Source organism: Daejeonella lutea, assembly GCF_900168015.1.
Classification (GTDB): Bacteria; Bacteroidota; Bacteroidia; order Sphingobacteriales; family Sphingobacteriaceae; genus Daejeonella; species Daejeonella lutea.
In genome coordinates this window covers 297,774-322,728 of the sequence record NZ_FUYR01000001.1, presented here as the reverse complement: position 1 = coordinate 322,728, position 24,955 = coordinate 297,774, and the positions used below count along the sequence as shown (strand labels likewise).

The following is a 24,955-nucleotide window of genomic DNA, read 5'->3' as shown; positions in this document are numbered from 1 at the left end:
GGGCATTTGCCTTTCTTCAATCTTTACAAAAAATAAGATTGGATGAATAAGCAAGTTGCTGAATCGGAAAAATGCTATCACTGCGGGACTGAAATAAACGGGACAGGCTATATTGCTGATGAAAAGGAATTTTGCTGCATCGGCTGTAAGAGCGTATATCAAATCCTTTCTGCAAGAGACATGTGCAGTTATTATTCATATAATGACAGTCCAGGTCAGGCACAGCTGCAAACGGCAGTTAATTTAGACTATCTTGATGAGCCATCTATTGTAAGCAAACTTACCGACTACAACGACGAACAGGTAAGCAGCATCACTTTTTACGTTCCTGGCATTCAGTGCAGCTCATGTATCTGGCTTCTGGAACACCTGCATAAATTCAACAAGGGTGTGGTACACTCGCGTATAGACTTTCTTAAAAAGCAGGTTGCCATCACATTTCGTAATCAGGAAATATCATTGAAAGAACTGGTCATGCTGATGATCTCGGTAGGCTATGAACCCCTGATCAGTCTGCAGGATGTGGTTAAAGAAAAAAAGGACTCGGTAAACCGCAGTCTTATAAAACGTATTGCGGTTGCTGGTTTTTGTATGGGAAACGTTATGCTTCTAAGTTTTCCCGAGTATTTCGGAATGGCGGAAATTGAAAATCAGTTTCGCATACTTTTTGGCTGGATGAACCTGGCGTTTGCTATCCCTGTAACCTTTTATTGCGGGAGAGAATTCTTTCAATCTGCCTGGGCAGGTTTAAAACATAAAATTATAAACCTGGATGCTCCGCTGGCACTGATTATTGCTGTACTTTTTCTTCGAAGTGCATTTGAGATCATTAGTGGAAGCGGACCCGGATTTACAGACACGCTCACCGGACTGGTATTTCTCCTGCTGATGGGCAGGTGGGTTAAGCAGCGGACTTACAGTCATCTCTCTTTTAAGCGTGATTACCGATCCTATTTTCCTGTAGCGGTAACCCTTATCCGTGAAAAGGATGAAGTTTCTCTCGCACTGGAAGACCTTAAGGTGGGTGACCGAATACTGGTCCGAAATAATGAAATAATTCCAGCGGATGCGATATTAATGAAAGGCGATGCACTTGCAGATTTCAGTTTCGTTACCGGGGAAGCCGTACCTATCCCTAAGGTATTGGGTGAGATCCTGTATGCCGGCGGACGCCAGCTGGGAGAAGCTATTGAATTAGAAGTCATAAAACCGGTTTCGCAAAGCTACCTGACCAGTTTGTGGAATAACGAAGCATTTACCAGGCCGGTGAAAGAAACTTCAAACTTCAATGATTCCATTGCCAGGTATTTCGGTATAGTTACCCTTATAATTGCTTTTACAGCAGGTACTTACTGGGCCTTTACAGGTGACAGTGTAAAAGCCTGGACCTCGTTTACTGCGGTATTGATCGTGGCCTGTCCATGTGTTCTTTCGCTGAGCACTCCATTCACTTTATCCGGAATATTATCAATTTTCGATAAACACTTATTTTATTTAAAAAGCCCGAATACCGTAGAACAACTTGCACAGGTTAATACACTGGTCTTCGACAAAACCGGCACAATAACTTCCCCTGATTCTGCAGAGGTAAATTTCACTGGCGATCTATCTGATACAGATAAATTATTGACTGCATCGCTGGCAAGAAATTCAGCTCATCCTTTAAGCCAGAAAATCATTCAAAAGATTCGCACCGGGTTTTATCTGTCCGTACTCGATTTCAAAGAAATACCCGGCAAAGGCATATCGGGTATTATTAATGGAAATCTAGTTAAGCTGGGAAGCCCCACTGATCCCAGGAGAAACAATTCATCTGCTGGGTCCGCGGCATCACACCTTGAAGTCAATGGAATTTACAAAGGCTATTTTAAAATCGGCCAGTACTGGCGTTCAGGCCTGAGATCACTTTTTGACGACCTGGCACAAACAAACGAACTGCATGTAATTTCCGGAGACAACGAGGCAGATAAAGAAAAGCTATCCATGATTATCCCTAATGGCTCCGAGATGCACTTCCGCCAATCCCCCTTGTCAAAACTGAACTACGTTAAGAGCCTTCAGGAAAAGGGTAAGAATGTGATGATGATTGGCGACGGCCTAAATGACGCTGGAGCATTACAGCAAAGTGATCTGGGTGTTGCCGTCACCGACAACATAAACACCTTCAGCCCTGCATGCGATGCAATTCTGAACGGAAAGTCAACGACTAAAATCCCGGCATTTATCAGACTTTCAAAGGATGCCCTTAATACTATTAAGGCAAGCTTTATTATATCCGGTACATATAATATTATAGGTGTTTACTTCGCAGTCCAGGGATTACTCTCTCCCCTTCTGGCAGCCGTATTGATGCCACTGAGTACGATATCCGTTATTTTATTTACCTCAGCAGCTACCCGATATTATGCTGCAAAAAACCATTTGTTATGAACATAACCCATATTCTGCTTGCGACACCCCTTGTGCTTGGCATCGTATTATTCGGTGCTTTTATTGTATATCCGCGCATTAAGGCAAGGAAAATGAAATGAATATCCTGTACTTATTAATCGGTTGCAGCATTCTGCTTGCCCTGGGTTTCCTGGCAGCTTTCTTTTGGGCAGTAAATACAGGGCAGAATGACGATATGGAAACTCCCGCAATGCGGATTTTATTTAAAGAGGACGTGCCTGAAGAAAAGGAAGGTGAAAGGTGAAAGTGGGCCGACCTTGGTCATCAATCCAAAAGTGACGAAAATCACATTTTCCCTTAACCTGCATCACTCTCCAATGATTGCACCGGGGGTACTTTTACGGCAGAAAACAAATCAAAATCACACTATGCAGCTTGAAAAATTTCAATACGATAACAAGATCGTCAGGAACTTCGGAATAGCAACAGTTTTATGGGGAATCATCGGTATGACCGTTGGCTTACTAGTCGCTTTTCAACTTTTTACACCCGAAGCGAACCTGGGGAATCAATACACTACCTTCGGACGTATCCGGCCGCTCCACACCAATGCTGTAATATTTGCTTTCGTTGGCAACGGTATTTTTATGGGCGTTTATTATTCGCTGCAACGCCTTTTGAAAGCAAGGATGTTCAGTGATGTGCTCAGCAAGATCCACTTCTGGGGTTGGCAGCTCATCATTGTTTCAGCAGCCATCACGCTGCCGCTCGGATTTACTACGTCGCATGAGTATGCTGAACTTGAATGGCCGATTGATATTGCTATAACCCTGATTTGGGTTGTGTTCGGTGTGAATATGTTTGGTACGATAATCAAACGCAGGGAAAGGCATATGTATGTAGCTATCTGGTTCTACATCGCAACATTCGTTACCGTAGCAGTACTCCACATTGTGAACTCCGCACAGTTACCGATTTCAGCTTTCAAGAGTTACTACCTGTATGCAGGTGTTCAGGATGCACTGGTTCAATGGTGGTATGGTCATAATGCAGTTGCATTTTTCCTGACTACTCCATACCTGGGTATGATGTATTATTTCTTACCCAAAATGGCTAACCGCCCGGTTTATTCTTACAAACTAAGTATACTCCACTTCTGGTCGCTGATTTTTATTTATATCTGGGCCGGACCTCACCACTTGCTGTATTCATCCTTACCCGGATGGGCACAATCACTTGGGGTAGCTTTTTCTATCATGCTTATTGCACCAAGCTGGGGCGGTATGATAAACGGCTTACTTACTTTGAGGGGTGCTTGGGATAAAGTACGTGATGATGCAGTTCTGAAATTCATGGTAGTTGGTATCACAGCATATGGCATGGCTACTTTCGAAGGCCCATTGCTGTCGTTGAAGCAGGTTAACGCGATTGGGCACTTCACCGACTGGATAGTGGCACATGTGCATGTAGGAGCCTTGGGTTGGAATGGTTTTTTAACTTTTGCAATACTCTACTGGCTAGTCCCGCGACTGTATCAGACTGAAATTTTCTCAAAAAAGCTCATTGCTTTTCACTTTTGGATCGGTACGCTGGGTATTCTTTTCTATGCAATTCCTATGTATCTCGCTGGTTTTGCTCAGGGACTTATGCTGAAGGAATTCACTCAGGAAGGCCTATTGAAATACCCGGCATTCCTTCAAACAACGATCGAGATTATACCTATGTACATATTCCGGGCTGTTGGCGGTGCCATGTACCTGGCTGGTGTTATTGTGATGACCTACAACCTCATAAAAACTATGTCCAAAGGCAAGCTCCTGGCCAATGAGCCGGCAGAAGCTTTGCCATTAGAACCTGTATTTGTTCCACATGCTGGCGAAAAAACATGGCACCGCAGCCTTGAGCGCAGGCCGATGGCTTTCATGGTGCTTTCAGTGATCGTAATCCTTATTGGCGGAATGGTTGAAATGATGCCAACGTTTATAATTTCATCCAACGTACCAACTATTGCCAGTGTAAAACCTTATTCTCCACTGGAACTGCAGGGACGAGATATCTACATTCGCGAAGGCTGTGTAGGCTGTCATTCACAAATGGTTCGCCCGTTCCGTTCCGAAACTGAACGCTATGGCGACTATAGTAAAGCGGGTGAGTTTGTATATGATCATCCCTTTCTGTGGGGATCAAAACGCACTGGTCCCGATTTGCACCGTACAGGGGGAAAATATTCTGACGCCTGGCACTTCAACCATATGCTCGACCCAACTACTATGTCGCCTGGCAGTATCATGCCTGCTTATCCATGGCTAATCGATCAGAAACTTGATACAACAACAACCATTTCGAAGATAAATGCCATGCGTTCACTGGGTGTGCCTTATGCAGAAAACTATGAAAAGATTGCGAACAGAGATCTGAATACCCAGGCGAGCAATATTTCTGAAAACCTCAAAAAAGACAACATTAAAATAAAAAATGACCGCGAGATAATAGCTGTGATAGCGTATCTGCAGCGTTTGGGAACGGATATAAAGGTTGTAAGTAATAAGTAATAAGTTATAAGTGAATTGCCGTCGTACAGTACCTATACGCCGTTACTTATTACCTAAAACTTAAAACTTATCACTTATAACTCAAACCTCACCTGTCCACTTTCAATTCTCAACTATCAACTGTCAATCGTCAACTGTCAACCAAATAACCATGTTCAAACAATTCATACAAAACTTCGCCGACAGCCAGGTATACCTGATATCCTCACTCTGGCTCTTCCTTATCTTTTTTATACTCGTAGCAATTATGCTTTTTCGAATGAATAAAAAAGAAATCGAGTATATGGAAAATTTGCCGTTAAACGACGAGAATGAACGAGCTGCGAGTCATCTTAAAGAGGTCCAAAACTCATTCGACTAAAGCCTGAAACTTAATCATCATTGGAAAATGAAGAAATTATCATACCTAGCTGCCGCCCTTTTTCTATCGCATACCGCCTACGGTCAGGCAGATCCTGCGCCACTCGACAGCCCATCGCCAAATATTAGTATGGAGATACTGATTGGGGCGTTCATCGCCACGGCGCTTATGGTCTTGCTTGCATCACTTGCTATGCTCAGAGCATTCAAGGTTATTGCCCAGGAGATGCAGCATCCCAGCCCTCTTTTCGAGAACGAAAAGGTTGAACCTCTCGAATACGAAGAATGGCAATCCCGGAAGAGTTCCAAACCAGGCATTTGGACAAAACTATTAGGACTCAAGCCTATATCAGAAGAAAGTGAGCTGATCATGGAGCATGAGTTTGACGGGATTGCGGAACTCGATAATCCTACACCAGCCTGGTTCATGTGGCTGTTTTACGGGACAATTGTATTCGCGTTCTCTTACATGATGTACTTCCATGTGTTTGATTACGGAAAAATGCAGGAGGAGGAATATGAGATCGAGATGGCCGAGGCGAAAATTGAGAAAGAGGCTTACCTGGCAAAGGCTGGAAATAATATCGACGAAAACTCGGTTAAGGAGGATCTTTCAGAAGCGGTGATCATTTCTGGTAAAGCGGTATATACCAGTAATTGTGTAGCTTGTCATGGAGATAAAGGCCAGGGTCTGGTGGGGCCTAACCTTACCGATAAATTCTGGCTGCACGGCGGGACAGTTAATTCGGTTTTTAAGACGATCAAGTATGGTGTTCCTGAAAAGGGGATGATTCCATGGGAAAAAACGCTGAGTCAGAAACAGATCGCAGATGTTTCAAATTATATTATATCCTTAAAAGGCAGCAACCCTGCTAATCCAAAGGCCGCTCAGGGCGCCGAAGAAGGTTAACGCTAATTATGCTGCCTCCAAGCAATTCCCATCAAATGGTATCCGGAACTAATAAGCGGGTGTGGATTTATCCCAAACTGATCAAAGGCAAACTTTATCAGTACCGAAGTCTGGTCAGTTATTTTTTACTGATCCCGCTGTTCCTTTCGCCTTTTATAAAATTCCGTGGCGAGCAATTATTTCTATTCAATATCCTGGAACGCAAATTTGTCATATTAGGGGTGATTTTTATGCCGCAGGATTTCTACCTGTTTGTATTGGCCACCCTCGGATTCATAGTTTTTGTTGTTCTTTTCACATCCTTGTTTGGCAGAGTTTGGTGCGGCTGGGCTTGCCCCCAAACTATCTTCATGGAAATGGTTTTTCGTAAGATTGAGTACTGGATTGAAGGTGATGCCAAAAAACAGCGTGAGTTAAATGCCTCGCCTTTAACATCAGCCAAATTTTTCAAGAAGGCAAGTAAGCACCTGATTTTCGCACTGATTTCATTTCTCATTGCCAATGTGTTTCTGGCGTATATCATTGGCTCGGATGAGCTTCTCAAAATCATCAGCGAGCCCATTAGCAACCATCTTTACGGATTCATTTCTATCGGGGTATTTACGGCAATTTTTTATATGGTTTTTGCCTACGTACGAGAACTGGTCTGTACCGTTATATGCCCTTACGGAAGGCTCCAGGAAGTGCTTATTGACCGTAAAACACTTGTTGTCGCTTATGATTATTCACGCGGGGAACCTCGGGGGCACATAAACAAAAATTTCCCTGAGCCGGCCGGTGATTGTGTGGATTGTAATCTGTGTGTCGATGTCTGCCCGACAGGGATTGATATAAGACAGGGTACTCAAATGGAATGTATCAATTGCACAGCATGTATAGATGCCTGCGACATGGTCATGGCCAAAACTCATCGTCCGCTAAGACTTATCGGTTTCATGTCTGAAGAAGAGGTTGCTGAAAACAAAAAGCCGTCTATAGGAAAGCGAATTTATGGCTATGCTGCTATTCTTACACTGCTTTTTGGAACACTTACTTTTTTATTGATTACCCGGTCTGATGTCGGAGCCACTATACTCCGCGCAGGCGGAACGCTTTACCAGCTCCGGGATGATGGTACAGTTAGCAACCTGTACAATGCTGAACTTATAAACAAAACGAGTGAGACCGTAAAGTTCTCGATGGTGATGCCTGACAAGGATACAAAAATCGAATACATCAGCGCCCCTGGACTCATAAAAAAGGGTGAGAGTGTAAAACTCACATTTTTCCTTATTCGTCCGCAGAATCTGGTAAAAGAGTATAAAAGCAAACTAATCCTTGAAATCCAATCACAGGGAAAGGTAATCTCACAGGCAAAAACAACTTTTATTGCACCACCAAACTAAGAAAATGAACTGGGGAACAAAACTTACGATCGGAATGGTACTATTCATGACATTCATTGTAACGCTTGTAGTTATGATGCTTGGTCCGCACAAGGCTGACTCATTGATTGAAAATGATTATTATGAAAAAGGTCAAACCTTTGACGCCGATTATAACGCGAAACATCTGGCTATTACTGATAAAATGCAGCCAACTGTTAGTACTGATGCAGCCGGCGTAACAGCTAATTTCCCGGTACCGGTAACTTATAAAGTGTCGGTACGCCGCTTGTCAGATGCAGGAATGGATAAGGAGTTTGAAAGTGATTTAGCTGTTTTGAAACTAGTTATTCCTCAAAACCAGCTCAAGTCCGGGTCATGGCTGCTGAGGATCCAGTATCAGGCAAATGGCAAAAACTATTTGTTTCAGGAAAAGATCGTTTTGCCATGACTTATCAAAGCCTTGCTTTTTTCACCGGTTTGTTTGGAAGCTTTCATTGCGTGGCCATGTGCGGACCTTTGGTTATGTCCATCCCGTTCGGAGAGAACGCCTGGAATGCATTGCTTCAGAAAATAGTCTATCAACTCGGCCGAATACTTACCTATTCAGCACTCGGATTTGTAGCGGGATCAATCGGCGGAGTATTCAATATCCTGGGTTTGCAGCAGGCATTAAGCTTTGTGAGTGGAATAGTCCTGCTTGTCATAGCATTCTATCACTTTTATGGAAAATCGGGTGGTACATCGGGTAGATTCTATCAGAAAATGTTTGGGCCTCTTGTAAAGTTTATGGGACGGTGGATGAGCAAGCCTTACGGGGGTGCGATCGCCGGGATACTGCACGGACTTATTCCCTGCGGTATGGTTTACATGGCAATTGCCGGATCCTTGAATACGGGTTCAGCCCTTTCCGGAAGTGAGTTTATGCTGTATTTCGGATTAGGAACTACGCCGCTGCTTTTCCTTGCATCAGCGATTCCTGTGCTTATCCGAAAACTCAGAGTCTCAAGGGTACTTATTCCAATGCTATTTCTGCTTTCAGGATCGTTTCTCATCTTCCGTTCCTTAAACATGGATATCACCTGGATTACTTCGCCAGTAATATCTAGCAGTGAAGTTTCTGTCTGTTAAAACGGACGCCATGATTCTATTTTCAACCATATCCGCTGCAGTATACCTGCTCGTTTCGGTCGCCTCGCGGAAATTTTATTCATCGGCAGAGCTGGAAGTAGAACGTATGCCTCTGGCGGCTTATGGAAACCAAACCCTTACAAAGGAAATGCTGGAACCCTTACCCTGAAATAGTACAGAAATGGGTTAGCAGGTCTGGTGCCGTGAATAAAAAATTGATCTCAACTGTGTCACTCAGGCAAAAGGGCATGATGCGTAGCAAAGCAGGCGGAAATTGCTGATGCTGTCGGCAAAGAAACAGACCAGGGGAGTTTGTTAAGATTTCATGCTTAGATTGTATGGTTTCCACAGCGGCAGTAGCTGATAATATCACATGGGAAAACACGGGGCCTTATTCCGCGAAAGCTACGATGACCTATATGGTCGCTAATACTTCAGGCATATTTACTTTCAGTCCGGAAAGTGACTTTATAGGTTTTGAGGCTCTTCGCAACTATAATCGTCCGGAAGGGGCCACCCTTAGAACCTGGGTCATATTAGTGCCCGCCGATGGTCTGCGAATTTGTCGGCATACGTATTCCGCCTAAATCTTCAGTTATCTGGAAGTTAAAAGAAGGGGATCTAGAGTGGTTAACTATCGAGCTGACGCAAGTCCATTACAACCATTAAAGAGGAACAAAATCCCAATTTCAGGTTCGAACAATTTATAATTAGCATGGTTGGGAGCAGAAAAAAGGGTAAAACCCTTGCCGTTTATACCCTTTTACATTATATATTAGAATGCTTATAAGGTATTTAAAATCACAGTCAGTGCCATCAATATGTGAATAGCAATACTCAACATAAAGGAATTGAATGTTACCTTAAAGGCTGCTCCTCCCATGTTAGCAATCACGTTGATGAAAAACAGAGACATACTAATGAACAAAAAGGGTATTGTTGGGCCACCGAGAGAGTAAACCAGCAGAAAGCTGATCGGTACGAGAATACATCCGTGCAGCATAAGCGAACCGAGCCACCAGCCTATTGCATTTGGTTTTTGAGTATCAACAAATGCGTTGTATTTTTCCCATATTCCGATTGAGGAATAATTTTCCTTTGTTTGGTAAGTGAAGGTGGTTTGGCCTTTGTGGGAGATGTTTTTATGAGTTTCCATTGTGGGTGTGTGTTTGTTTTGATACCACAAAATTCCCTCAAAAACACATGCTAAAAAATGACCTCGATCATAAAAAAAAGTGATTCGCCGAATTGAAGCATAGAATTTTGACTTTAATGGATTAAGGAATCGAGGTGCCTACGAAATTTAAACCATCCCTGGATATTAAAAAGACCAAGTCTTACCAAGCAGATTACTTCCCGATACAAAACTTACTAAAGATCGTCTCCAGAAGATCATCCGTAGTCACCTGGCCTGTAATCTCACCCAGGTAATGAAGTGCTTGTTTAATATCAACCGCAAGGAAATCAGAAGTAACCGGGTTATCGATATTTTCCAGCACGCTGTTTAGAGAAGCTTCTGTTTTTTGCAGCGCTTCCAGGTGGCGAATATTGGAGATGAGAACATCGTCGGTATTAATCGCGTGAAGATTAACAGTTTGTAGTATGGTTTCCCGCAGAGCATCGATACCTTCCTTGTTTTTGGCGGAGATGAAGAGAGCATCGGAAGTCTGAGGTCGGGGGTCGGAAGTCGGAGGTCGGAGGTCAGAGGTCAGAGTCTCCGGATTACCAGCCCCGGATCTTGATTCTTGATACTTGACACTTGATACCTCCTTCCGAAATTCCGGAGTCATCATATCCTTCTTATTCACCACTGGAATAAACGGCACCCCCAAGCCCTTCAGATATTCCACCTGACTTCCTATCTCGCTAACTTCCTGGTCGGGATCTACCAGGTAGATAACCAGCTTGGCTTTACCTATCTTTTCATGAGTGCGCTCCACTCCTTTCGCCTCAATGATATCAAGCGTTTCGCGGATGCCGGCAGTATCTATAAATCGGAAGTTAATGCCGCCAATGATAATTTCATCTTCAACCGTATCCCGGGTTGTGCCGGCAATCTCTGAAACTATTGCACGCTCCTCGTTGAGCAGAGCATTGAGTAGGGTTGATTTTCCGACATTAGGCTTGCCTGCGATAACAACGGGTACTCCGTTTTTCATCACATTTCCCTGCTCGAACGACTCGATCAGACGATGTATAATCCGGTTGATCTGAAAAATCAACGCTTTCAGTTCATCGCGGTTAGCAAATTCCACATCTTCCTCGCCGAAGTCAAGTTCCAGTTCGATCATTGAAGCGAAATGGATCAACTGATCACGGAGGTGCTGCAGTTCGTGCGAAAACCCGCCCCGCATCTGCTGCATGGCAACCTGGTGGGATGCTTGTGAGTTTGAGGCAATCAAATCCGCCACTGCTTCAGCCTGGGAAAGGTCGAGCTGACCGTTCAGGAAGGCTCTTAAAGTAAACTCACCAGGATTTGCCGGCCTTGCTCCTTTGCGTATCAGGAGCTTTATGATGCTTTCAATAATGTATGCGGAACCATGGGTTGAAATCTCCACCACATTTTCTTTCGTGTATGATTTCGGTCCGATAAAAATGGAAGCCAGCACTTCATCCAGGATCAGTTCACCATCGCGGATCGTGCCAAAATGGATGGTATGTGTTTTTTGTATACTCAGATCCTTTCCGTAAAATACCTCATTAACTAACGCGATGGCATCAGGTCCCGACAAGCGGATTACGCCGATCGCGCCTATGCCGGAAGGGGTAGCAAGGGCTATTATTGTATCAGAGGTATATAATGTTTTGTCAGCGTTGCCCATAAGCTTTCTTGTTGGGACAAATATCGGGATTTATTAACGTATTTGCCCCGCCTCGTGTCGGCGAGATGCACTTACTTTTCCCTGCAGCTGGAAAAGTAAGCAAAAGAGCCGCTGCTGCGCCTGGCGCTATTAGTGCTTCTGCTTTGGCTTAACCTGTAATTGCCACACCAGCCAATGCGGAATAACGGTGAACGGAGATTCAGTGCTTGGGCTTAAGAAGCGTACACAAAGGCTAGCGGATGTAGAAATGCTGGCCTGTGGCCCGCGGTGTGTACGCTAGTGTCCCTGCTGGCGGGGGTTGGGGGTGGATTTTTGGTACGTTGGGTAGCTGACAATAATATTTCTTCTGTTCCTGCAAGTTGCAAAACTCGCCCTCTTGAAATTTGGCAGTAAAGACGCGTTTTAGACCATTCAGTTACATACCTCTATTGCACTTCAGTTAAGCAATCCGGAGAAGTGTTGCAGATATTCTCATCGCTTACACCGACATTGCCACGGCTTGGATTGTGCCTATGGTCTAAAGCGTGTATTTACAACAAATATCAGGCAGGCGCGGCTGTTACTCATTGTTGATTATTGTTATTAAGGCATTCGTGGTCTCCCTCTGGTCGGCATACCTACTTTCCAGCTGAAGGGACCTCCGGAGGAAGCTTGAGGGCCATTGAAAACAATTAAACGACCGAAAAACGTAGGTGCCAGTCTGCCGGCACGAGGCGGTAATCATTCAATCATGAAATTATATGTTTATATTCTATAGCAAAACCGAAGGACCGAAATATGTAAATTGAAAAAGTAGTTGACATTCCCAAAAATCCCAAATTAAATGTTTTTATTATCTTGCTCCTCACAAACACAAACCCTATTAAAGCTTGTAAAATGAAAAGAAACGCAACGGCCATATGGCAAGGATCCGGAAAGGACGGAAAAGGAAATTTAACCTCTCAAAGCGGAACGCTGACCAACACACAATACTCTTATAAATCGAGATTTGAGGAAGGGACCGGCACAAACCCCGAAGAGTTAATCGCTGCCGCTCATGCTGGATGCTTTACCATGAAGCTTTCTTTCAATATCGATGCAGCAGGTTTTACTGCCGATGAGCTTACAACGAAATGCGATATCACCCTGGATAACGGTACAATTACCAGTTCTCATCTGACCCTTACAGCAAAAATCCCGGGCATTTCTCAGGACGCTTTTGATGCTGCGGTGAAAGATGCTGAGGCGAACTGCCCGATCAGCAAGTTACTGAATACCGAGATAACGGTGGATGCAATGTTAAATTAATTGTCGAATTTACCGCCTGATCGACTGGCAAACAAAACTTGATCGATCAGGCAGGTATACCCCACAAACGGGCTAGCTAATACTGATTACCTATTACTAATTACTGAATACTGATTACCGATTACTGAATACCGATTACTGACTACTAATTACTGAATACTGATTACTGATTACCGATTACTAATTACTGAATACCAAATCCTTACACCTTCACTCAATCACATCCGTGTAACCTCTGCTGCAACCCATGAAACCACTCCTCCTTCTCTCCACCACCCTCATTCTCGCAACACTAACAGCCTCTGCCCAGAATCCGAACGAATCGAAATTCGACGCCTTATTAAGTGCTCAAAATATTGGTGCAACGATCAAGGAGCTCTCGGCTAAACCACATTATGTGAGCTCTGTCGGCAGCAAGGAAGTTGCGGAAAGCATTTTGAAAAAATTTAAAAGCTATGGTTGGGATGCACAGCTGGAAACTTACACCGTTCTTTTCCCTTATCCAAAGACGCGCTTGCTGGAGATGACCTCTCCTGAAAAATACACCGCCCTGCTTAAAGAGCCCGGTCTAAAAGAAGATGGCACATCTTCTCAACCCGATCAGCTCCCGAGTTACAATGCCTGGAGTGCAGATGGCGATGTCAGCGGTGAACTCGTTTTTGTAAACTTCGGGCTTCCTGAAGATTATGAAATGTTGGAATCATTGGGCATTGAAGTGAAAGGAAAGATCGTAATAGCCCGTTATGGGAGATCATGGCGGGGTGTTAAACCTAAGATCGCGCAGGAACACGGTGCTATCGGCTGTATCATTTATTCTGACCCGAAAGAAGACGGATTCTACCAGGGAGATGTTTATCCAAAGGGTGCCTTCAAAAACGAATACGGCGTACAGCGAGGCTCGGTTATGGACATGGTGATCTATCCGGGTGACCCATTGACACCGGGTATTGGCGCTATAGGTAATGCGAAACGTCTGGATCGTAAAGATGCAACGAACCTGTTGAAAATTCCGGTCTTACCGATTAGTTATCACGACGCGCAGCCGCTGCTGGCTAAGCTTGGCGGACCTGTCGCGCCGGAAGGATGGCGTGGTGCATTGCCTATTACTTATCATATCGGTCCGGGCGCAGCGAAGGTTCGCCTGAAAATGGAGTCGGACTGGAGGATGGTGCCAGCCTATAACGTGATTGCAAAAATCAAAGGTTCTCAATATCCTGATCAGTGGATTATCCGGGGCAACCACCATGATGCCTGGGTAAATGGAGCAAACGACCCGATCAGCGGGATAGCTTCCATGATGGAAGAGGCAAAGGCTATCGGAGAAATGGTTAAAAACGGCTACCAGCCTAAAAGGACGCTCGTGTTTGCAGCCTGGGATGGTGAAGAACCAAGCCTGATGGGTTCCACTGAATGGGTGGAAGATCATAAAGAAGAATTAAAGCAAAAGGCTGTTGTCTATATCAATACCGATGGCAGCGGACGGGGATTTCTCGGTGCGGGTGGATCTCACGGACTGGAGAGTTTTATGGACGCGATTGCAAAGGACGTGAAAGATCCTCAGACCAATGTAAGTGTCTATGAACGTCTGAAAGCCCGGCAGGTAGCAACTGCCGGCAGTGATAAAGCTAAGAAAGATAACATGGCAAGGAAAAATATGACTATTGGAGCTCTTGGTTCCGGATCAGATTATTCTGCGTTTCTACAGCATGCCGGAATCCCTTCACTCAACATCGGCTTTGGAGGCGAAGATGAGGGTGGATCATATCACTCTATTTATGATTCTTACGATCATTACAGCAGGTTTGGTGATCCGGGATTTAAGTACGGAGTGGCACTTGCTCAAACAATCGGACGCACGGTGCTCCGCATGGCTGACGCTGATGTACTGCCTTTCGAATTTAAAAACCTGCATAAAACAGTTTCAAATTATGTAACAGAGCTTCAAACTCTTACCGATCAGATGCGTGAGTCGACAACGATCCAGAATGAGGCGATCAAGGGAAATAACTTTAAGCTTGCGGCTGATCCGAGTGAATATTTCAAAGAGCCGGTAGCTAAAGAAGAGGTGCCGTTCATCAACTTTTCGCCACTTCAGAATGCTTTACGATCACTGGAATTGTCAACGGCCAGGTTATCTGAGAAAGTAGCAAAAATACCGGCAGGGTCCGATCAATCCGCCCTTAATAAAAAACTTTTCCAGGCAGAGCAAACGCTGCTTACAACTACAGGACTCCCTCGCCGTGGATGGTATAAGCATACCCTTTATGCCCCTGGATTTTACACAGGATATGGTGTTAAAACAATTCCTGGTGTACGCGAAGCCATTGAGCAAAGAAACTGGAACGAAGCCCAGGAGCAGATAGAGATTGTGGCTGGAGCCTTAACAAAACTATCAGCGTACTTGGATGGAATGGTAGCGGGTGGCCGATAGATGGGTAATCGGTGATTGGGTAATCGGGTGATCGGTATACAGTGATGAGTAATCAGAAGTCAGTATTCAGTAGACAGTATTCAGTAATCAGTATTCAGTAATCAGGGACCCACCTTACAATCACAGCGTCTAGTCACCGGGCGAAGCCACTGATTACTGATTACCGGGCGAAGCCACTCCTTTTGTGGCGAAGGCACTGATTACTGATTACCGGGCGAAGCCACTTTGCGAAAGCACTGGCTCCTGCTTCATTCCTCATACCTCACTTCTCAACTGAAAACGTTACCTAACTCCCCCACTCCTCATCTTACCTGGATGATGCTGCCCTTGTTAAATAAGTTCGAAATGGATAATTCTTCCTGGAATTACAGCGAATCTGAGGAAAAAAAATTTTGGACTTTTATGCAATAAATTTATTACGAAGGGCCGAAAACAGTGCTAACTTGCCCTGTTATTATTGCTCTGCTGGCGGGAAACGCTTATATTGCGCGAAACTAACTATGATTCGCCTTAATCATTAAGGCACTACAATTGATATGGGCAAAAAAAACTTTGACTCAGAATTCTGCGGGAGGCTTCCACTCAATAATGTTAATTTAATTCAGGATTATGGGTATTTAATCATAGCCTCCAGGTCCGAACTTAAAATATTACAGGTAAGTGAAAATTCAGAAGAACTATTTCACCTGTCGCCAGAACAATTAATCACAGCTGATCTCGGCAAAGTATTGAGCGGGGAAGACGTAAAACAAATAAAAATTTTTATTCAAAACGACATCGCCAGACGGGTTCCAATGGAACTAACGATTGGAAAAAGTGAGGTACATTCCGCGCTTTTTCATCTCAAGCCCGACTACTTGGTCCTTGAAATCGAAGGCAAGCCTAAATCAGGTAAACGTAAATTAAGCACTGTGCTGGCCGATATCCAGCTAGCTATAAATTCTATTGAAGCAGAATCGGATGTGAAGGGTATCTCCGAAGTGGCGATCAGGGAATTGAAAAAAATCTCCGGTTTTGACGGTGTGCTGATGTACCAGTTTGATGAAGACTGGAACGGAAAAGTAATCGCAGAGGAGAAAACCGATTTACTAGAGCCCTATCTAGGGCAAACCTTTCCGGCCTCAGATATCCCTAAGCAGGCCCGCGACTTATATTTGAAAAATCCCTATCGCCAGATCCCTAAAAGGGAATTTACCCCGGTTTCCTTGTTCCCTGTAGTAAACCCGGTTAGCGATGGCTTCCTCGATCTCTCGGATTATAACCTGCGAAGTGTGCCATCGGTTCATATCGAATACATGAAAAACATGGGCATAAACGCATCAATGTCCATTCGGGTGCTTAATAATGGTAAGCTCTGGGGCCTGATATCCTGTCATCATATAGAACCAAAGTATATTGATATGGAGCTGTGTTCCATTTTCGAAATGCTCTCCGCTACGATTTCGTCAAAGATATCAACTGTCCTCTCCCTCGAAGATGGGCAGATCTCGGCTGCACTACAGCAAACGCGTGTTGATATCATGGACCGGCTGCATCATAAAAACAATCCTGATACGGCCGTTTTTAACACAGATGGTAAAGAACTACTTTCCTTGTTCTCGGTGGGAGGTGCAATTCTAGCTCTCAATGGAAAAAAAGGTGAGGTTGGCGTGGTACCGGATACGGATTTTGTAGACGAGCTGTTACTGTGGATAGATAATAAAAACCTGAGTGATATCTATTACACAGATAACCTCTCCGAGGCATTTGAAGAGGCTGGCCCTTTTGCCAAACAGGCAAGCGGTTTACTGGTTATGCCCATCGATAGTAAGCAGTCTGACTATCTGATCTGCTTTCGCCCGGAAGTTGAAGCCACGATCGATTGGGGCGGAAATCCAAATGAGGCGATCACGTTCGAAGCCAACGGTAAAAACTATCATCCGAGAAATTCGTTTAAGCTCTGGAAAGAAAAAGTGGAAAACTATTCAACCGCATGGAAAGACGCAGAAATTGATGCAGCAAGAACTCTGGCATCGTTTCTGTCAAAGCTACGATTAGGAGAAACAGCTGAATAGAAACAGTTTTGAAGACAACTCGCAGATACAGTAAATATATAGTTGGGATTGGTGCTTCGGCAGGAGGCTTAGAAGCTATACATGAGTTTTTTGACCACATGCCGGCAAGCTCCAACTTTTCCTTCGTAATTATTCAGCACCTTTCTACAGATTACAAAAGCCTGCTCGTAGAACTAGTTTCCAAGCATACGCACATGAAAGTGTTCGAGGCTCAGGATAACATGACCATTCAGCAGGACTGTGTGTACATCATCCCAAATAACAAACTTATGACGGTATCGCACGGTAAGCTTAAGCTTTCGATGCGATCAGATGTTAAATCGCCCAATACCGCGATAGACATATTCTTAAACTCGCTGGGGCGGGATCAGAAAGACAAATCCATTGCAATAATCTTATCCGGCACGGGTACCGATGGCACAAAGGGGATCGAGGTGATCAAGGAGTGTGGCGGTATGGTTATGGTTCAGGAACCTTCATCAGCGAAGTTTGATGGTATGCCCAATAGTGCCATAACCTCCGGTAATGCAGACCACATCCTAGTACCAAAGGAAATGCCGGATCAGCTCTTCAAATTTGTCAATGAAGAGCCCATTAATATAATGAAGGACGGTAAAATTGATGAAGAACAACTTGACGAGATCTTCCGCTTAGTTTACCGTGAAAATGGCCATGATTTCAACCTTTATAAGACTCCTACAATTGTACGCCGCATAACACGGAGGATGAACGACAGAAATGTTCGCGAGCTTCCGGATTATATTACTATTCTGAAAGGTGACTCGGAGGAAGTAAAACTTCTCGGCAACGACTTTTTAATTGGTGTTACGCGGTTTTTTAGAGATAAGCAGGCGTTCGCGATATTGGAATCAAAGATTATTCCTGAGATTCTCAGCGGCAAGGAAGATGGCTCTGTCCTTAAAGTCTGGGTATGTGCCTGTAGTACCGGTGAGGAAGCTTATTCAGTTGCCATTACCGTGAATAAATGCGTTGAGATAAGCGGTAAAAACATAGAAATTAAAATATTTGCAACTGATGTTGACGGGGCAAGCCTCGATATTGCTTCGGCAAACCGTTTTCCGCTGAACATCAGTGAAGATGTTCCTGCGGATATCCTGAAAAAGTATTTCAATCGGGAACATAAACATTACAGCGTAATCCCCTCAATACGCAAACAGATCGTTTTTGCTAAACATGATGTGATTAAGTCGCCGCCATTTATAAAAAACGACCTGGTGACCTGTCGTAATATGCTGATCTACATGAATAGTATTTTACAGACAAAAATCCTTTCAACCTTTCATTTCTCGCTGAGCGCTGGTGGGTATTTGTTCCTTGGACCAAGTGAAACCGGGTCATTACTTAAAGACGGCTTTGTGGAGGTCAGCAGCAAATGGAAGTTCTATAAAAAGTCAGGGCTGATCAATTATTCTTCGTTAAACAGTTACCAGGTAGAAGAACGAATCCGCTCATTGCCTTTGCAGCGAAAAGATTCACCAAAATCTATTGGCTCAAATTCCTCGGTTGAGAATGATTTTAAATCATTTTTAATGGCTGATTTGGGCTATGCCGGTATTTACATCGATAATAATCATGTAATACGGGATGTAGTTGGGAATTACAAAAAATTCCTTTCCTTACCAGACGATCAGATTGAACTGAACGTCCTCAAAATGGTACCGAAGACGGTTGCAGTGCTGCTCAATACCGGGATCCGCAGAGCGCAGAAGGAAAGAAAAACAGTACACCTGCACAATCTCGTTCTTGATAAATCAAAAAAAGGGCAGCAATTCAACGTCTCTATCCGCAAGCCGGAATCAGACGACCTGCATGGCTATACCCTCCTCGCCTTTAGCGAAAGCTTTATGGACTATCCTGCGTCAGAGGAATTAAAGTCCATCCCCGAAGACAGCCGGCACAATGAGTTTATCCTGGAACTGGAAGCAGAACTCAGCGAAACTCGCACAAATCTTCAGATGGCTGTAGAGGAAATGGAGACAACCAATGAGGAACTCCAGTCCAGCAATGAGGAGTTACTATCCGCTAACGAAGAGCTGCAATCAAGTAACGAGGAGCTGCAATCCCTCAACGAAGAGCTTCATACCCTCAACACGGAGCACCAGATGAAAATAAAGGAACTGGTGGACCTGAATGATGATCTCGATAACTATTTCAAGGCTATCGATACAGGGTTCATCTTCCTTAATACGAACCTCACAATCCGTAAGTTTAATCCGGCGGTAATCGATATGGTCAACCTGATCGAAGCGGATATAGGTCGTTCATTTGAGCACATTTCAAACAATGTATTGAATGAGAATCTGACAGCCGAGATCCATATGGTTATGGCCAATGGCAAACCCATGCAGAAAGAAGTAGAGCTGAAAAATGGTCTGCGCTGTCTGATGAAGGTGATGCCGTACGTCCGTAAAGACAAGCAGATCGATGGTGTAATTATCAGTTTTGTTGATATCACCGAGCTGGCAGAACTATCAAATATTGTCACGAGTGTTTTAAATGCAAGTAATAGCGGGATATTCGCGTTTGCATCGTTGCGTAACCGTACAGGCAAGGTGACCGACTTCCAGTGCATCTCCTGCAACTATTCAGCTGCCGAACTCATGGAGACCACTAAAGAACGACTTGAAGGGGCCAGCATGCTGGAGCATATGTCGCAGCTTACGCAGGCTAAGCTTTTCGATCGATATGCCGAAGTTGCTAATGGAGGTTCGGAATATAAAACTGAATTAGTTATCAATAGTAAGTGGTACCAGCTTGTTGCTGTGCGCATGGGTGATGGTCTCGTCCTGAACCTCACCGACACCACCGCTACCAAGTCGGCTGAACAGCGTCTCCGCAAGAATTACAACGATCTCATTGATGCTCGTGAAAAGCTCAAATCTCTGAATTTAGAGCTTGAAGATCGTATTACTGAACGGACTAAAGAGTTATCGGAGAGTGAAGAACGATTCAAGTTGGTTTCTACAGCAACGAACGATACTATATGGGATTGGGATCTCGCCTCGAACTCAATCTGGCGTAATGAGAATTACGAGCTCATGTTTGGCTACAAGGTCGACGAACAGTCGAAGAAGCCTGCGTTCTGGTTTGAAACTATTCATGAAGACGATCGGGACCGGATAAAAGAGAGTGTTTATAGTGCTATTAATAAAAAATCTGACCAGTGGTCTGAACAATATAGATTCCGAAAAGCAAATGGTGACTACGCATTTGTTCTTGATCGGGGCCGGATATTGAAGGATGAATACAATACACCATTCAGGGTGGTGGGTTCAACGATTGATATCACTCAACTGATCGAAACAGAGCAGAAATTAGCACAGAGCCAGGGTAAGTTCAGGAAGATCTTTGAATCGAACGTAATCGGGATGACCTTTGCGAGTCTTAAAACTGGTGAGATCTTTGAGGCTAACCAGGCATTCCTTCATATGGTTGGGTATACCATCGAAGAGCTGAAAGCTTCGCCAAAAATTTGGACTCAACTCACTCCACCGGAGTTCCACGATGTTACACGGAAAGCAATTGAAGAAGTTGGTAGTACAGGCAGTTCGGTGCCATTCCAGAAACAATTCATTCGCAAAAATGGTGAAGCATTCTGGGTTCTGGCGGGTAGTGCGATCCTCGATGAAAAGGAGGGTGATGAAGTGGTGACCTTTATTATTGACATCAATGCGCAGAAGGAGTCTGAAAAGAAAAAGAATGATCTCCAGCAACTTATCATAAAACAAAAAGATCAGTTCTATAGCATGTTCCAGCATGCTCCTGCATTAATCACCATCCGAAGCGGCGAAGAATTACGGTATCAGTATGTAAATGACGCATTTAGAACATTTGATGGGCAGGAACACTATATTGGAAAAACAGCCCGTGAAGCCGGATCTGAATTTGCAGACAGCGAGATTGAAGAGATCAGCTTAAACGTACTAAAAACGGGAGTTCCTTATACCAGCAATTCCGTAAAAGTTAGCCGCAAGGAAAAAAACGGAGACCCAAAAGATTCGTGGTATGATTTTACCATCACCCCTGTATTTTCAGACGAGGGAGAAATCGACGGCGTAGCCTTTTTCGGTTTCGATGTGACTGATTTGGTGCTGGGCAAGCAAGCTGTGCAGGAACTCATGCAGCGTAAGGATGAATTTCTTAGTATAGCCAGTCACGAGCTTAAAACACCAATCACGAGTATCAAGTTATCTCTGCAGATTGCAAATCGTTTGCTAAAGTCAGAAAAGCCAGTTGAACATCTCGAGCAGTTTATCATCAAAGCTACCCGCCAGGGCGATCGGCTAAATCAATTAGTTCAGGATCTGCTGGATGTAACTCGTATCCAGGGGGGCAAAATGCTCTTCAACTATTCCACATTCGATTCGGAAAACTTGATCATTGAATGTGTGGAAGACGTGGAAGAAGAATCGCAAACCCACCAGATCAAGATTATTAAGAACGTGAGTGCTTCAATAACAGCAGATATGAGCAGAATTGGGCAGGTTGTGGTAAACTTCTTGTCTAATGCTATCAAGTATTCTCCGGAAGCCACTGAAGTAGAAGTATACAGCGAAGTCGTCGGCGACAGATTCAAGCTTTCCGTTAAAGATTTCGGGATCGGTATCCCGGATGATAAGCAGCAACGGATTTTTGACCGCTTCTACCGCGTACAGGAATCGTCAGTGAAATTCTCGGGCCTTGGACTTGGTTTGTATATCTCAGCCGAAATAATCCGTCGTCATAATGGAACGATCGGTGTGAATAGTATTGAAAATGAAGGCTCAGAGTTTTGGTTTGAAATACCGTTAAATACTGAAAAGCAGTTATAATAAATTTAATGAATTGATGATCTGCGATAAGGCAATTTATGCTACAATTGCGTCCTCGCATCATTCAAAACCAACTTAGCCTTTTCATATAGCTTTTTGTCGCCATGAGTTGCTTTACTTAATATCTCGCGGCATTCATATAGGAACTTTCCTGCAAAACCGCGGTCGTATTTTACAATCTCAATACAGTTATCGATAATATCGGCATATTTTATGGTTTGGGCGTCACGGCTGGTTTTTGATATCCTGGCCACTTCGAGTTCCTTACGCTGGCGACGGTTTAAATGAGGAAACGCTGATTTGACATAAACATCGGTAAGTTCTTCCACAAGCCGTGTTGTCTTCCTTACCTCGCTGGAAAGCATGATACCTTCCAGGAAATGACTCATCTCGTCGCTGGTCACTGCAGTATCTTCCAAAACATCGTGTAGCAAAGCTGCCGCAAGCATAGAAATATCAGATGTATATTCGCAGAGCATCTTCATCACTCTTATTGGATGGACTATATAGCGATCGGGAGTGTATTTTCGAGTTTGCTCACCGTGGGCACGATCGGCGAACTCAGTGACCTGATCCAGAACGTGTTGAATATGTGAAGGCAAATTTTCCATACCCGTATAATGACAATTTGAGGAAAATGTTTTAGTGAGTGAGAGTAGCAAATGCCACATAACTCCCCCCACTCCTCATACCCAATTTCCCTCCACCTGCGGCAATCACTACGTACTGCTTACCTTTAATCGAATAAACGGCAGGAGTAGCAAAGCCGGCGGCTGGCAGTTTGCCTTCCCATAAAACTTTCCCGTTGGTCTTGTCAAATGCGCGGATCTTTTCATCCTGCGTACCTGCAACGAAAACGATCCCACCCCTGGTAACTACCGGCCCCCCATAAATTTCTGTGCCGGTGTTCATCATACCCTCTTTTTTTAGTGACTCGAATTCGCCCAGCGGCACCTTCCAAATAAGTTTACCTGTATTTAAATTAACCGCATTCAACGTTCCCCACGGGGGTTTAATTCCGGGAAATCCATCTTTATCGTAAAACCTGTGATAACCATTCATGGAATACAAGGGTGTTATATCGCGCTCCGGGCTAGATGCAGCACTCGCTCTTATTGGGAGCGCTTCTTTGTCTTCCAGATCGAGCAGGTAGGTGATCAGGGGGGCCTTCTCTTCTTCAACAATCTGGCGGAAGGAAGGCATCATATTTCTGCCATTGTGAAGGATTTGCCTCAACTGTGGCTCATTGTATTTTTTGTCCAAGCCCACAAGGGAGGGAAATGCTTTGCCCTCACCTTTTAAGTCGGACCTATGACAGCTTACGCAGTATTTCGCATAAACACTTCGCCCAACTTCTTTAAAGGTTTTGCCGCCCACTTTATTTAATGCGGGATTAGGAATCATCTGGGTCCACCATGGAAGTTCGCTGGTGCTGATGTACATGATTTGCGTGACGGGGTCCACAGCCGAACCTCCCCATTCGCCCCCACCGTCGAAGCCTGGAAACACCATTCCGCCCTGGAAACTTGGTGGAATAAATTCCTTGCCGCTGCGGTATTTTGAAAACGCCGCAAGCAGCTGCGCTTTTATTTCCGGGCTTCGGTCGCTAATCTCGTCAGCATTTAGGATCTGCCGTGCAAAAGGTTCCGGCAAGGTGGGAATTGGCTGTGTTGGCCAAGCCTGCTCGCCGGGAAGGTCTGAAGCCGGAACCGGAACTTCATTAATCGGAAAAATCGGCTTACCGCTGACGCGGTCGAACATAAATATATATCCATGCTTCGTGATTTGAGCTACTGCGTCGACATACTTGCCATCTTTACGTACACGCACCAAATTTGGATTCGCAGGAAGATCCCGATCCCATATGTCATGATGCACTACCTGAAAATGCCAGATGTATTTTCCGGTGTTAGCATCGAGGGCAATCAAACTGTTCGCATATAAATTCGAGCCTTTGCGGTTGGCACCGTAGAAGTCGGGCGTTGCCGACCCTGTAGGTATGTAAACAATCCCCCGTTTCTCGTCGAGCGCCATTCCGCCCCAGTTATTAGCACCTCCTACCCGCTTCCAGGCATCTTTATCCTCCCAGGTTTCATAGCCCGGTTCGCCAGGCTGTGGAATGGTGTGGAAGATCCATTTCCGCTGACCAGTGATCACATCGAAGGCCCGTATGTGGCCCGGTACCGCATCGCTGCCTTCTGAAACCCGCATGGAGGTAATTAATAAGTTTTTGTAAATCGTCGGAGCTGCATTTCCCGCCACCGATGAGTTAGGAAAGTCGACGTCAAGATTCTCGCGCAAATCGATGAAGCCGCCTTTTCCGAATGATTTAACAGCTTTTCCATCATCAGCATTTACAGCATATAAATAGGGACCAGTGGAATAAAAAATCCGCTTATCGCTACCGCTTGTATTCTGCCAGTAGGATATTCCCCTTATAGAACCGCGGCCGGTGGAGTCCAGAGGCTTGAATTTCCATATTTGCTTCCCGCTAAGGGCATCTAATGCAAAAAGATTCAACTGCGGCGATACGCCATATAACACACCATTCAGCATGATGGGGGTAGTTGGAATAGTTGTCCGGTTGGTTTTATCGCCCGTCTCATATGTCCAGGCAACTTTTAACTGACTGGCATTTGACGTGGTGATCTGATCCCCCGAGGCATATCGAATTCCATCATTTGTGCCCGAAAAGGTCGACCAACTAAGATGGATATCCGCATTTGGTTGCATCCCGCTAAATGAAATCAGCATGGCAAAAGCTATATAGATGTAAAGGACGCGTTTCATACAAAAATTATTATTGAAGATAATTCGATTT

19 protein-coding genes are annotated in these 24,955 nt (G+C 44.5%); 15 read left to right on the top strand and 4 right to left on the bottom strand.

The features are described from left to right. Nucleotides 1-42: 42 nt before the first annotated feature. The 11 genes from B5X60_RS01560 (at nt 43) to B5X60_RS01515 (ending at nt 9,295) form a co-directional block, all read left to right on the top strand. Nucleotides 43-2,430, top strand: coding sequence for a heavy metal translocating P-type ATPase (locus B5X60_RS01560; RefSeq protein ID WP_079700811.1), 2,388 nt, complete (start codon nt 43-45; stop codon nt 2,428-2,430). Between the two features lie 97 nt (nt 2,431-2,527). After that, nucleotides 2,528-2,695 (top strand): cbb3-type cytochrome oxidase assembly protein CcoS, encoded by a 168-nt coding sequence (ccoS, locus tag B5X60_RS01555; protein ID WP_079700810.1) that lies wholly within the window; start codon nt 2,528-2,530, stop codon nt 2,693-2,695. A 124-nt stretch (nt 2,696-2,819) separates the two neighbouring features. Beyond that, nucleotides 2,820-4,943 (top strand): cytochrome-c oxidase, cbb3-type subunit I, encoded by a 2,124-nt coding sequence (gene ccoN / locus B5X60_RS01550; protein WP_079702263.1) that lies wholly within the window; start codon nt 2,820-2,822, stop codon nt 4,941-4,943. A 151-nt stretch (nt 4,944-5,094) separates the two neighbouring features. Then, nucleotides 5,095-5,304, top strand: a complete 210-nt coding sequence (locus B5X60_RS01545) for a hypothetical protein (RefSeq protein WP_079700809.1) — start codon at nt 5,095-5,097, stop codon at nt 5,302-5,304. Nucleotides 5,305-5,331: 27 nt separating this feature from the next. Beyond that, on the top strand, nt 5,332-6,213 hold the full coding sequence (locus tag B5X60_RS01540) for a cbb3-type cytochrome c oxidase N-terminal domain-containing protein (RefSeq protein ID WP_079700808.1): 882 nt from the start codon (nt 5,332-5,334) through the stop codon (nt 6,211-6,213). Nucleotides 6,214-6,248: 35 nt separating this feature from the next. Continuing rightward, nucleotides 6,249-7,598 (top strand): cytochrome c oxidase accessory protein CcoG, encoded by a 1,350-nt coding sequence (gene ccoG, locus B5X60_RS01535; RefSeq protein WP_245803442.1) that lies wholly within the window; start codon nt 6,249-6,251, stop codon nt 7,596-7,598. Nucleotides 7,599-7,602: 4 nt separating this feature from the next. After that, complete coding sequence (locus B5X60_RS01530; protein WP_079700806.1) at nt 7,603-8,028, top strand: FixH family protein; 426 nt, start codon at nt 7,603-7,605, stop codon at nt 8,026-8,028. Next, nucleotides 8,025-8,708: a sulfite exporter TauE/SafE family protein gene (locus B5X60_RS01525; RefSeq protein ID WP_170878354.1), complete on the top strand. Its 684-nt coding sequence runs from the start codon at nt 8,025-8,027 to the stop codon at nt 8,706-8,708. Before B5X60_RS01530 ends, B5X60_RS01525 begins: the two co-directional genes overlap by 4 nt. Before the next feature lie 10 nt (nt 8,709-8,718). Then, nucleotides 8,719-8,877, top strand: a complete 159-nt coding sequence (locus B5X60_RS18185) for a hypothetical protein (protein WP_170878353.1) — start codon at nt 8,719-8,721, stop codon at nt 8,875-8,877. Beyond that, nucleotides 8,831-8,989 (top strand): DUF6544 family protein, encoded by a 159-nt coding sequence (locus B5X60_RS18590; RefSeq protein WP_407641460.1) that lies wholly within the window; start codon nt 8,831-8,833, stop codon nt 8,987-8,989. Before B5X60_RS18185 ends, B5X60_RS18590 begins: the two co-directional genes overlap by 47 nt. A gap of 57 nt (nt 8,990-9,046) precedes the next feature. Then, nucleotides 9,047-9,295: a DUF6544 family protein gene (locus tag B5X60_RS01515; protein WP_079700803.1), complete on the top strand. Its 249-nt coding sequence runs from the start codon at nt 9,047-9,049 to the stop codon at nt 9,293-9,295. A gap of 197 nt (nt 9,296-9,492) precedes the next feature. Here B5X60_RS01515 and B5X60_RS01510 read toward each other — a convergent pair whose 3' ends face one another. Together B5X60_RS01510 and mnmE are read right to left on the bottom strand one after the other, a co-directional pair. Next, a complete protein-coding gene (locus B5X60_RS01510; protein ID WP_079700802.1) occupies nt 9,493-9,864 on the bottom strand; it encodes a hypothetical protein in 372 nt (123 codons plus the stop codon). Between the two features lie 193 nt (nt 9,865-10,057). Beyond that, the gene (mnmE, locus tag B5X60_RS01505) at nt 10,058-11,530 is read right to left on the bottom strand and encodes a tRNA uridine-5-carboxymethylaminomethyl(34) synthesis GTPase MnmE (RefSeq protein ID WP_079700801.1); all 1,473 of its coding nucleotides are present in this window, start codon (nt 11,528-11,530) and stop codon (nt 10,058-10,060) included. An 876-nt stretch (nt 11,531-12,406) separates the two neighbouring features. Between mnmE and B5X60_RS01500 the strand changes: the two genes are divergently transcribed. From B5X60_RS01500 to B5X60_RS01485, 4 genes are all read left to right on the top strand, one after another. Next, nucleotides 12,407-12,817, top strand: a complete 411-nt coding sequence (locus B5X60_RS01500) for an OsmC family protein (protein ID WP_079700800.1) — start codon at nt 12,407-12,409, stop codon at nt 12,815-12,817. Nucleotides 12,818-13,064: 247 nt separating this feature from the next. Then, entirely contained in the window at nt 13,065-15,248 is a 2,184-nt protein-coding gene (locus tag B5X60_RS01495; protein ID WP_079700799.1) for a M28 family metallopeptidase, read from the top strand. Between the two features lie 536 nt (nt 15,249-15,784). Beyond that, on the top strand, nt 15,785-17,302 hold the full coding sequence (locus tag B5X60_RS01490) for a GAF domain-containing protein (RefSeq protein WP_079700798.1): 1,518 nt from the start codon (nt 15,785-15,787) through the stop codon (nt 17,300-17,302). Between the two features lie 8 nt (nt 17,303-17,310). After that, nucleotides 17,311-22,134: a chemotaxis protein CheB gene (locus tag B5X60_RS01485; RefSeq protein WP_245803441.1), complete on the top strand. Its 4,824-nt coding sequence runs from the start codon at nt 17,311-17,313 to the stop codon at nt 22,132-22,134. 41 nt (nt 22,135-22,175) lie between these two features. Here B5X60_RS01485 and B5X60_RS01480 read toward each other — a convergent pair whose 3' ends face one another. Further along, nucleotides 22,176-22,745, bottom strand: coding sequence for an HD domain-containing protein (locus tag B5X60_RS01480; RefSeq protein WP_221406180.1), 570 nt, complete (start codon nt 22,743-22,745; stop codon nt 22,176-22,178). A 31-nt stretch (nt 22,746-22,776) separates the two neighbouring features. Beyond that, a complete protein-coding gene (locus tag B5X60_RS01475; RefSeq protein WP_079700796.1) occupies nt 22,777-24,924 on the bottom strand; it encodes a pyrroloquinoline quinone-dependent dehydrogenase in 2,148 nt (715 codons plus the stop codon). Between the last annotated feature and the right edge of the window lie 31 nt (nt 24,925-24,955).